The following is a 10,691-nucleotide window of genomic DNA, read 5'->3' on the forward strand; positions in this document are numbered from 1 at the left end:
TCGCCCCATCGTTACCATTCCATACCGTCGTCACAGTGTTGGCACTGCCGTCACCATGTTTAACAGTGATTGTGGTCCCACCATTTGGATGAGTATCGTCGCCAGCAACTGGCGTTGCTGTGATCGTGTCTCCATCCTTTGGTGGTTCAACCGAACCTAAGACAGTATCATCGCTGCCATCGCCCTTGGCCCCTGGAAGGTAAAATTCGATCTGGCCGTCTTTGCCGTCGCGAACTAATGGCGTTTTCGCATCTGCGCCGTCTTTACCATTCTTGATTGTGATCGTCCCGGCTGGTTTCCCGTTAGCCGTCACGTCATAAGTGGTTGTTCCGTCACCGTTATCCTTACCGGTCTGACTGATAACTGGAGTTGCCCCGTCGTTACCATTCCATACCGTCGACACGGTGTCGGGGCTGCCGTCAACATGCTTAACTGTGATCCTGGTCCCGCCATTTGGATGATCATCGTCGCCATCGATTTCCTCAGCAGTAACTGTATCTAATGCTCCTGCTTTTGGCTTGGCAACATAAATAACCCAGATGTCTTGGCCGTCTGTTTTAAAGGCCCCATCGGCTGAACCATTATCCGGTAAGCTATTGATCTGGCCGCCGTTGATGTCAGCAGTCGCATAGTAATACAGGATGCTGGTATCAAGCGTTCCGCCTGCATCAGGCAAGTCTTTGCCATCATTGCTCAATTTATCTGGAATCTTATATTGAGTGGAGTAATCTGTGCCTTCTGGACCACTAACGGTTACAGGCGGTTGCAGTTCGATGCCACCCACATTCTGATAGACATAGTGAACAGTCCCTGTACCTTGGGCCGCTTCGGCTTTGGCATAGGTTACAGTGATCGTGATGTCTTTATCGTCGTCGTCGGCTGCAGCAAGTAAACCAGCTGCGGCTTGTTTGATGGACTGACCATCGTCGCCTACCGTTGTTTCGGTCACTTGTGCTGGAGTTGGCGTGGCGCCATCCACTGGCTCAGGAGTGAAAGTTGCAAAGGGTGCAGTTTGCTTCCAATCGCCATACTTAACGATCTTGTTAGTCGTGTCGCCTTCTTCTGTGTAGTAAGTCCGATTGAACTCAACTTTCCCAGTCTCTAACAGCTTCTTCTGACCGTTCTGATCACCGTTAATTGTGACGTTCAGGACTTATGGGTATCATCATAGTTCACATCACGTGGTTCATTTGGTGCAGGGTGCTCGACCAATTCAGCCTTTTCTTTGTCATAGTTAATGGTGAAGGTGATTTTTTTATCTTGGTCTGCTGTCTCAGCCGCCATTGCCGCAAGTTCTTCCGTGACGGTTTTGTGATCATCATCTTGGGTATCCTGGTCGATTTCTGCTGGTGAAGCCTTATAACCATCGTAAATTACCGGTGTATAGCCAACGGTCATGAACGTGCCAGTCTTATCAACAATCCACGGGCCATAAGCTTTCACGCCACTGTCAGGATCGTTATTATCGATCTGATATTGACGCGTCAAAACGACTTCATCTTCGTTATCATCTTGCTTCGTCGTTACACCGTCTTTTATCATCATCATGATCGGGTGCAGGACTTTATGCGTGTCGTTGTAGAGAGGATCTGTCGGGTCTTTCGGTGCGTCATGCCACTGTAAGTCAGGCTGGTTCGCGCCGTAATTGACCACGCGGGTCGCAATGAAATTCGTCACAAACTTGCCAAGGTCTTTATCAACTGTATTTGCGGTACCGTCGATTAACGTCGTCTTACCATCACTTGCTGTCGACGTTTTACCAACGTCTGGTAAATCAGCCGGCGTAATCGGCTTATTCGTCTCGTCCACGATCGTACCGACCGCGTTAGTAACTGGTGGAATATCGCTTTCAGTAATTGGTGCCAACAAAACTGGATTGCCGTTGCCAGCAACGCCATTCGAATTAGGTGTCCATGGCGTGTAAACAGGGTTGCGATTAGCATCCAGCGTCGCTGTCCGATAGATCTTAATCGGTGTCCCGGTCTTCTTAGCCGGTGCGCCTTCGCCGGTGTACACAACATCAGCCTGCACCGTCGCAATTAAATAACGCGAGGTAACTGAAACCGGGTCCGGGTTATCGCCGGTGGTCTTACCAGGATTATCTGGCGTGTATACTCGCGGACCATCTTCATCTTTATCGTAAACAATGGTGAATGTCTGTGCCACATCGCTATTTGTGACCGACTGCGGCAAATCATCTTTAATAATGTGGTAGCCGTCGACGGTCTTATTGACTGTCGACGTCGAATTTGCGGAACCGTTCTTACCAGCAAACGTATACGAAGATTGGCCATCGGTATTTTTTACAGGATTACCCTGCGTGTCCACCAAGTTGACGGTGATCGTATTGTCATCTACCGTACTGCCGCTGGTTTTGTTAGTGTAAGTGATCTTAACCGTCTGTGGATCCGCAGTAAACTTGACACCATCCGTCCCATCACCGCCGTCAGTTATCTGACGATCTGTGACGGTCTTATCTTCGTCTGTAATTGGGATTAGATCCCCAATAGTCCCCTCACTAAAGGGTAATGTCGACTTGCCAGCAACGTTCGTAACAGGATTACCATTTATGTCCACTAACTTAACGGTAATTGTGCCAGCAGTTGCAGGCGTGTCGGTGCCACCGCCAGTTGTTGACTTGTCCTTATCATAAACAACTGTGATGACCTGATCACCAGCAGTGCTTGTAACGATGTACTTCGAGGTCGCTGAATTAGGTCGCATCGTATAACCGGTAACTTTATAGTTATACCCGGAAGTTGTGACCGTAGTTCCTGTTGATAACGGGTTTCTTCCGACGGCAATGGTAGAAACGCCATCGGTATTTTTGACTGGATCGCCATTTGCATCGACTAAACTAATCGTTACTTTATGGGTGGTGGCAACCTTTGTTCCCTTGTAGGTGATCGTCAGCTCTTCATTGCCATAATCAATGTACTGGCTTGGTTTGGACAACAAACCAGCCAAAGACTTGTCTAGACTAGCGAAGTCCTTGGCATCGCTAAAAGTACTCTTAATCGCATCAAAAACTGTTGAATTAACATCAATTATCGTCTGTGCTGGATCAAAAGTGTACCCACTAGGCGGGTTCAATGGGTTGAAGTCAATATCGCCATCTTTTGCAACCGTAGTCGTCTGTGCCGAGTTAGGAATCTCCGTTCCATTCTCATCGAGATACTTGTAGGTCACTGGGAAGCCGTCAGTGGTTGGGGTGGTATCGCCTGGATCATCTGTTCCAGTTGACGTACCGCTAGCGTCGGTTTGATCGACATAGTACAGTTTGTTTGTCCCGGCACCGGTACCTAAGTCATCCGCAGTCTTGGTTGTCGTAATGGCGCCTTTGATCGTCACTGGCTGCGGATCATCACCGGTGACGACATGCGTCCCTTTATCCACAGTCAAAGTCGATTTCACTGTGGCAGACATGTCAGTCAGGATACCTTTTTCAATAACTGAGGAGAGAAACTTCGCAGGATCAGCTGCAACATCGCCACCGACCCACCAGCCCAGCGCAAAATGAGCAGCAGGTCCAGCAAACGGTCCGATTAATGGAACACGAGACCATGACGAAATAATAGTATTTAAGCCGCCTTGGAAAGCTTTTTCCAAGTCAGTCGTTAAATTCGGCACTTCAGCCAAATCCACGGTAATCATGGTACCATTATCAACTTTACTCAGCGTCGCCGGTATCGAAAATGGCGTTTGAACAGTGAATTTTTGGTTGAGTCCCTCCCTAAGTTGTGTATCTCCGGATTCATTGACGAACTCTTCGACGTGCGCCTTAAGATCCCGAACCGTTTCTGGTTTAGAAGCTGATTCGTAATTAATCACAGCAACCAACGTCGCGTATGGATCGATGGTAAAGTTCAGTTGACCATCACCGTTGGCATCCGTGACGTTGATGCCTTTGGGAACCAAGACATTGACATAAACATGATCACCTGCCAGATCGGACGACGGATCGATGCCCTTAACTGTAAACGTTGCTTCAGCTTTCGACTCACCAGTGAAGTCACCACTTGGTAAGGCTTTGTCAGCCGTTTCGCCTTTGTCATCAACAGTTTCCACCGTTAAGTCTGTCGTCTTGAAAACCGATGGCGCAACACTGCCTGCAGCTAATGCTTGCAGCGTCTGCGGGGCCCCTGTCTGCTCGTACGCGGCAGTTGCGGCTGCTTTGGCGTCTGCTAATTCCGCAGCACTTGGATCAACCAAAGTCGTCGTGTTGCCCTTTGATGAAGTTACTGCTGCCTGATCTGTGGCTGCTGGTGTTGCAGCTGCAGACTGTGCACCAGTGACAGTCGTCGATTTTGCAGCAGTGGTCTTCTCAGTTGCAACTGCCGGCGTCTGATTAGATTGCTGTGCCTCAGTTGTGGCATCGTTAGCTGACTTGTCTGCAGTAGCGGCAGCAGCAGTCGCGGTCTTTTGTGCATCGTCAGCGGCAGCTTCAGCTTTCGGTACTACCACCGCGGCTGGTTCGCTGGTGACCCCATCCAAGGAAGCTTTCAGGATCACATTATTAGTCGCCGTTAAGGCAATGCTAAATTGACCGTTGGCATCAGCGGTCGTCGTTTGCGTATTACCATCGGCGGTAGTGGCAGTCACTGTCGCATTGGCGGCGGTCGTCCCTGTGACCGTCACCACGCCGGTGCTGGCAGTGGTTGCCTGTGTATTGGTGATTTCCAGCTGTGCTTTGGCCGGTGCCTCGGCGACTGCAGTGGCAGTGGCGGCAGCCGGGCGGGTTTCAAGCACAGCGGTGGCAGCCGACGCAGCGCTTTGAGCGCCGCTAGTATAAGCGGTTGGCCCTTGCTCGTCAGTGCTGTCGGCTTGAACAACGTTGGTTTGTACAAATGGAAGAACCGTAAAGAAGGTCGTCACTACCCCAGCGAAGGCCCACTTTTTGCCATCCTTGAACATCTTGTAATGAATCTTCTGATCTGTTTCCAGCTTTAAAGGACTCTGTTTCGGACGCGATTTCATCTTGCTCCTCCTCATATATATGCATAGCATTGAGCATGTTTATGCTTAACGGGGTGAATATGCCCGTTGATGATGTGAGTATAGCATTAGTCAACTTTTAATTTAGGTCAACTTTCGATAAAATCTTTTATTTTTTTGGCCCGCACCAACTTAAAAATGCGAACGTTCCTGAATATCGCTTGGTTGGCTATTGAATTGTTTACGACATAATTCATTTGTACACACAACTTTTCTTTCAGTATTCTGACATCGAAATATTAAGTCACCGAGTGTTCACCACTGACTTTACCGAGAATAACCACAACATTCCTGAATATATCCTGAGCAAATAATCATTTTGACGAATATTAGCACATTACTGAGCAATGTCTCGTCCAGCTTTCATTCAGGATACGAATGCGCTATCATATAGTGATAATCATTCTAAATAGGAGGCTGCTTATGGACCCGCTTTTTAGTTTGCACGATATCGGCGTCACCATCGATTCGCAAGTACTCTTGGCAGACATCAACTTGACCATCGCCTCTGGTGAGTTTCTCACCATTTCTGGGCCTTCCGGTTCCGGCAAAAGTACCTTGCTGCGCGTATTGGCAACGCTTCTGACGCCAACTAGCGGCACCATCACATATGCCGGTAAGCCGCAAGCCGATTATGACAAGATCGTCTACCGGCGCGAAGTGTCTTATTGCTTTCAACAACCCAGCTTGTTTGGTGAAACCGTGGCAGATAATTTGCGGTTTCCTTTTGCCATTCGCAAGCAGGAATTCGACCAGGCCAAAGCTGTCGCCGCATTGGCCAGCGTTGACTTGCCGGAAGCGATGCTGAACAAACCGCTCACCAGTTTGTCCGGCGGGGAGAAACAGCGCGTCGCCTTGATCCGCAACCTGCTGTTTGCGCCGCGGGTGTTGTTGCTGGATGAAGTCACCACCGGCTTGGATGCGGCGACTAAAGACATCGTGCACCGCTTGATCGCCCAACTCAATGCCCAGCAAATGACCATCGTTGCTGTTACCCATGATGACGCAGAAATCGCTTCGGCTAACCGCCTGGTGCAAATCGTGGCCGGGCACTTGGAGGTGGCGTGATGACCAATCATTTAATTGTTAGCCCCACCGCGCTGAGTTTAGCCGTCTTGTTGGTGCTGATCGCCTTGGCGGTGAACTTCAAAGAACACATCGGCTTAGGCAAGGACTTGGTGATTGGCGTGGTGCGGGCGGTGATTCAACTCACCGTCGTCGGCTACGTGCTCACTTACATCATTAAAGTTGATCGCGTCTACTTAACGCTGTTGATGGTGGCGGTGATCATTTTCAACGCGGCTTGGAATGCCCGCGGGCGCGCTAACGGCATCCCCCACGCCTTCGTCATCAGTCTAGCGGCGATCACCGTGGCGACGTTGGCGACTTTGACCTTGTTGGTGTTGGCCCATGCCATCGCCTTCGTGCCCAGTCAAGTGGTGCCGATCACCGGGATGATCGCCTCTAACGTCATGGTCGCCACCGGGTTGTGTTACCGCAGCTTAAACACGAGCTTTCACGACCAGCGCCAAGCTGTCTTGGAGCGGCTGGCGTTAGGCGCCAACTTGAAACAAGCATCGATCGCCATTGTGCGCGAGGCGATCCGCACCGGCATGGCCCCCACCATCGACTCTGCCAAAACAGTCGGCTTGGTCAGTCTGCCAGGGATGATGTCTGGGTTGATTTTTGCCGGCGTCGACCCGACCAAAGCCATCATGTATCAGATCATGGTGACGTTCATGTTGATGGGTGCCACCAGCTTAGGCAGCGTGATCGCCTGTTATGCCGCGTACCCGCAGTTCTATAATGCGGATCTGCAGCTGCAGATCCCGACACACAAAAAATAAGACACAAACGCACCGGCAATTTGGTGATTGTCGGTGCGTTTGTGTCTTACAGCCAATTAAGCGGATTGATGGCTTCCAACCACAGCCACCAGAAATCTTCCCAGAAATCACCAAGCGCTCGCCGATGAGCAAAGCGCCAAAGCCGACGGATCAATGCGAGCACGATACAAAATACCGTCCACGCAACGATTGCTAACAAGACGATACCGATAATCTTCAACATACCGTTACCTCATGGGTGTGTCACTGTCATCAACTTCACAGCAAGCCATCACTATAATAACATGCTAGTCTAGGTACTGTCATGATACACTATTTTGGCAGAAAGTTGATAACGGAAGGCATTTTCTTACCCATTGCGAGGTGGTGCCTATGCACATTCACCAAACTCTAAAGGAAAGGAGGTGCTTTTGCGTCCGTTGCCGAAGCGCTGACGCTCATGTTGATGTTTGGCGAGTTTATCTTGTCTTTCATTGGTGTGATGATCGTCATCGTCCAAGCAATTGTTAACGCAAAAAAAGACCGTTAGTAAACTTCTTGACGGAGGTCTAACGGTCTAAACGCTGTTTCATCTATGTCAACCGCTTCTAACGGTCCGCTGGGCCAGCATGTTCGAGCATGCTGGCCCTTTTGATATGTTAATTATAGCATCTAGCGCAACGAAAAGAAACTGTCGCAAAAAACCGACTAAGGGCAGCTTTACCGTAATTCTGGCGATAAGCACTGCCAACCTAGGTTGTTACTCAGTCTTGCTCAGAACGCGACGCGCCAGACACCGCATCGCTTGATTCAGCCTGTTGCGCTTGTGCAGCAGGATCGTGATGCGCCTTCCCAGTCAATGTCGGCAAAGTAAGCTTGATGACGCCCACATGCTGGATCACCGCTTCCGGCACCGGGTCGTATGTCGCCAATGCTTGCCCGGTTTCGTGCTGCAGCAACAAGTCTAACGCATGGCGCTTCACTGCCGGATCATTGACCAGCTCGGCTGTGCCATAGCCGATCACGCTTTGATAAGCCGCCGAATACGCTGGTGCATTAGTCCCTGCCGGCAGCAGTGTCGCGCCGCCATCGATTTCGACACACACATGCGGATCTGCCGCGATCAGCTGACGCTTCTTGCCTTCTGGCGCCCCATGGCTGTATAGGATCAACGTTTCGCCTGCCCACTCGTAACCATAGTTCGTCGGCACCACGTACGGGAACGGCGCATCATTGAGCGCGATGTGCATGACGTGGCACTGCTTGACGATTTGCTTGATCTCAGTCAAATCAATTTGCCGATCTTGACGACGCATTGGTTGCATAACCATTCCCCCTTTAAATGTTTCTCATTGTAAGCCAATACGGCGATCAGTTCCAACCAAAGAATCGCGCAGCGCAGCATTTTGCCTGATGGCTTCGATCACAATGTCAGACACGGGTCTTAACGATCATACGCCGTTAGCAGCACCTGACCATCAACGTATTCGCTTAAGTAGATGTCACCGAAGCCGCTGTAGCCGCGGCGCTGCACCTCCGTCAGCAACCAGTTCTCGTCTTGGCTGATGATCTCAAGCACATCAGGATTGGGCTTGCCATCTGCAATGATGGGATAGTGCATCGTCTCCGCGCCATTCTCAATCACGGTCAGCTGCCCATTCTGCTCCAGAATTGCGCGTTTGACCCGGGACAGTTCGGTGATCCCAGCCGCACGCAGCTTAAACATTAACGTGTCGGCAGATAACCCGGCGCGCAGGCACGCGGCAACCTCAACTTGGCCGTTGCGGATCACAGTGACCGGATTGCCATCAATGATCCTTTTGCCAAGCTGGGTGTGCTCCTTCAGAAATTTGGTCACAAGGACTAACAAGGTCCAAACCACCAACACCAAGATGAACTGCATCACAGTGACCGCTTCGTTATAGATGACCCCGCCGATAATGCCCCCAAGGACAAAATTCTGCACGGAATCAAGCGCGGAACTCGGCGCGATGTTGGTTTTGCCCAGGATATTGATCTGCGCGACGAGGCAAATGATGCCTAACGCCAGCTTCTCAATGACAATGATGTACATTTGCATAATGTTCTCCTACTGATGTAACTGAACGTGATGATCAACGAGGTGCACATGGTGTAAAACATACGATGATGCATCTGCGTTCAGATCAACGCGATAATACCGGCCGTGAATGCTAAGCACGATGCCATCACCAAGCTGGGTCGTGTTGGCATACACCTGATGCTTATCAACGCCTTGATCCGCCGCAACGCTACTGAGAAAACCGGCCATCTGCGAAGTTTGGTTGCGCTGGTTGTTGGCCTGCTGATAATCACTGTACTGGACGCCGCCGACAAACACCAACACCAGCAGCATGATGAGTGCCAAGTCGCGGTACTTGGTTTGCATGCGATGTTGCCAATACAAACTCAAGCCCAGCAGCATTACCAACAAGGCAATCGCCATCACACCATACTTAAAATAATTCGTCAGATTGGCCTGATGCTCAACGTAACGCAGGCTGTAGAAATTCATTACACGACTCCTTGTCCGTATTTTGTTCTTATTATAGCAGTAACCAGCCTTTCCCCAAGTGATAATTTAACCTGCGGGCAACTCAACGAAGACGCAGCCCTAATTGCATTCCCCCGATGAAGGCGGCCATCAGATATTGAAGCGTTCCGACTTAGTTTGATCATACTGGAAGGCCTGGAATCTCACGAATTTCTGCCATTGTAAATTAATTGTAAAAGGTTAGAAAAGCCCTTGCATTTAATTTGCCACCATGCTATATTATGCTTGCTCAACCGCATAGGGGAGAGGAGACAGCGAAGGCCAAGCTTGTCTGTACGCCAAACCCCGCAACAGGCCGATCTGGTGGAAGCAAGTTCTGCTTGCGACCTTGGCCTGTTCACCCAGAGCGCGCGATGAAGTCCGGTCTCCTAGTCCACGGGCAAAAGAAAAGGGTGTACCCACAGATCACCGGTGAATGCCTAGCATTCGGCGGGTACTTAATCAAATAACCGATGGCAGGCAGCAAGATTATAGATTCATCGCCTGCCGCATCGAGAATCCACGATGGGAAATATCGGCTCGATCGTGTATTCGTCGTGCACAACAATCTAACTAATCGCGACTCAGCAGTATCTGTGCTGAGTCGCGATTTTTTTGCGTGGCGCAACGGCAGTGCTGCCTGCCTGATGCATATACGCAAAGTCGAATTGTTTCAGGTGAGGTCATCTCGGATCAATTGACTTGCCATTCGTACCCATACCATTCAAAGGATACCGGACGTTTCCATACTGTCGTACTTGCGGTTGGATAGTGACGATAAAGGCTAGCCTTGGTCTTAAATACCTGAATTTCCGTACTTTTGGTATTAAGTGCCGCATAGTAGTCAGTCAATCCTTTATGGGTTGCAAGATCCATCCCTGTATCATGGAAGAAAATTAAGTCGTGATTGATTGCAAGATCATCTACAAACATTGCGATGATCTCGCCCTTTTCAGTCTTGGTATCAACGTTGATTTGTACTTTATTATGATCACCAATACCATAATACTGTCCAGGTAATCGGATATAGTACCGGATCGGCCCAGCATCAAGATGTCTGATGTTGGTACTGGTACGGATTCCAATAAATAGCATGAAGGTACTGATAATAGTGATTAAGATGAATAACACACTTGCCAAAAGCAGTATAAAGGTCCTGATTTTCTTGGGTAGCTTCATTGATAATGTTTTACCCGCGTTTTACAATCAAGTTAGCCACTATCGTTAGCACTCAGACAAAATAAAAAACACCAAGTCGATACGACCTGTTATCATTAAAGTTCCTACACAATTAATGAAAGAGGTATCGTCTTGATGCA

The 10,691-nt window shown here is 49.6% G+C and carries 8 protein-coding genes and 2 pseudogenes; 3 read left to right on the plus strand and 7 right to left on the minus strand.

The window, feature by feature from the left end; genetic code table 11:
* Positions 1-949 (minus strand): annotated as a pseudogene (locus ACGG90_RS14770) (hypothetical protein); the annotation flags it as partial.
* A 197-nt stretch (positions 950-1,146) separates the two neighbouring features.
* A complete protein-coding gene (locus ACGG90_RS14775; protein ID WP_390410581.1) occupies positions 1,147-4,977 on the minus strand; it encodes a KxYKxGKxW signal peptide domain-containing protein in 3,831 nt (1,276 codons plus the stop codon).
* A 441-nt stretch (positions 4,978-5,418) separates the two neighbouring features.
* On the opposite strand from ACGG90_RS14775, the gene ACGG90_RS14780 reads away from it, so the two are divergent.
* Both ACGG90_RS14780 and ACGG90_RS14785 read left to right on the plus strand, forming a co-directional pair.
* Entirely contained in the window at positions 5,419-6,063 is a 645-nt protein-coding gene (locus ACGG90_RS14780; RefSeq protein WP_390410583.1) for an ABC transporter ATP-binding protein, read from the plus strand.
* A complete protein-coding gene (locus ACGG90_RS14785) occupies positions 6,063-6,842 on the plus strand; it encodes an ABC transporter permease (RefSeq protein WP_390410585.1) in 780 nt (259 codons plus the stop codon). The genes ACGG90_RS14780 and ACGG90_RS14785 overlap by 1 nt, the downstream gene beginning before the upstream one ends.
* A gap of 46 nt (positions 6,843-6,888) precedes the next feature.
* Here the strand turns inward: ACGG90_RS14785 and ACGG90_RS14790 are convergent, their stop codons facing one another.
* Complete coding sequence (locus ACGG90_RS14790; RefSeq protein ID WP_390410587.1) at positions 6,889-7,065, minus strand: hypothetical protein; 177 nt, start codon at positions 7,063-7,065, stop codon at positions 6,889-6,891.
* Between the two features lie 204 nt (positions 7,066-7,269).
* Between ACGG90_RS14790 and ACGG90_RS14795 the strand changes: the two are divergent.
* Positions 7,270-7,371: pseudogene (locus tag ACGG90_RS14795) on the plus strand (putative holin-like toxin); the annotation flags it as partial.
* Between the two features lie 214 nt (positions 7,372-7,585).
* On the opposite strand, the gene ACGG90_RS14800 reads toward ACGG90_RS14795, so the two are convergent.
* The 4 genes from ACGG90_RS14800 to ACGG90_RS14815 form a co-directional block, all read right to left on the minus strand.
* Positions 7,586-8,146, minus strand: a complete 561-nt coding sequence (locus ACGG90_RS14800; protein WP_390410589.1) for a pyridoxamine 5'-phosphate oxidase family protein — start codon at positions 8,144-8,146, stop codon at positions 7,586-7,588.
* 119 nt (positions 8,147-8,265) lie between these two features.
* Positions 8,266-8,901: a DUF421 domain-containing protein gene (locus tag ACGG90_RS14805; protein ID WP_390410591.1), complete on the minus strand. Its 636-nt coding sequence runs from the start codon at positions 8,899-8,901 to the stop codon at positions 8,266-8,268.
* A 9-nt stretch (positions 8,902-8,910) separates the two neighbouring features.
* Positions 8,911-9,354 carry a DUF3290 domain-containing protein gene (locus ACGG90_RS14810; RefSeq protein ID WP_390410592.1) on the minus strand — a complete coding sequence of 148 codons (444 nt, stop codon included), beginning with the start codon at positions 9,352-9,354 and terminating at the stop codon, positions 8,911-8,913.
* 711 nt (positions 9,355-10,065) lie between these two features.
* Positions 10,066-10,467, minus strand: coding sequence for a hypothetical protein (locus tag ACGG90_RS14815; RefSeq protein WP_390410593.1), 402 nt, complete (start codon positions 10,465-10,467; stop codon positions 10,066-10,068).
* Positions 10,468-10,691 lie beyond the last annotated feature (224 nt).

Origin of the sequence: Lacticaseibacillus jixiensis (genome assembly GCF_042847315.1) — a bacterium.
Taxonomy (GTDB): Bacteria; Bacillota; Bacilli; order Lactobacillales; family Lactobacillaceae; genus Lacticaseibacillus; species Lacticaseibacillus jixiensis.

Bases quoted from the DNA above. Each gene is read 5' to 3' on its own strand.
- ACGG90_RS14775 (WP_390410581.1), bottom strand. From the start codon at position 4,977: ATGAAATCGCGTCCGAAACAGAGTCCTTTAAAGCTGGAAACAGATCAG.
- ACGG90_RS14780 (WP_390410583.1), top strand. From the start codon at position 5,419: ATGGACCCGCTTTTTAGTTTGCACGATATCGGCGTCACCATCGATTCG.
- ACGG90_RS14785 (WP_390410585.1), top strand. From the start codon at position 6,063: ATGACCAATCATTTAATTGTTAGCCCCACCGCGCTGAGTTTAGCCGTC.
- ACGG90_RS14790 (WP_390410587.1), bottom strand. From the start codon at position 7,065: ATGTTGAAGATTATCGGTATCGTCTTGTTAGCAATCGTTGCGTGGACG.
- ACGG90_RS14800 (WP_390410589.1), bottom strand. From the start codon at position 8,146: ATGCAACCAATGCGTCGTCAAGATCGGCAAATTGATTTGACTGAGATC.
- ACGG90_RS14805 (WP_390410591.1), bottom strand. From the start codon at position 8,901: ATGCAAATGTACATCATTGTCATTGAGAAGCTGGCGTTAGGCATCATT.
- ACGG90_RS14810 (WP_390410592.1), bottom strand. From the start codon at position 9,354: ATGAATTTCTACAGCCTGCGTTACGTTGAGCATCAGGCCAATCTGACG.
- ACGG90_RS14815 (WP_390410593.1), bottom strand. From the start codon at position 10,467: ATGCTATTTATTGGAATCCGTACCAGTACCAACATCAGACATCTTGAT.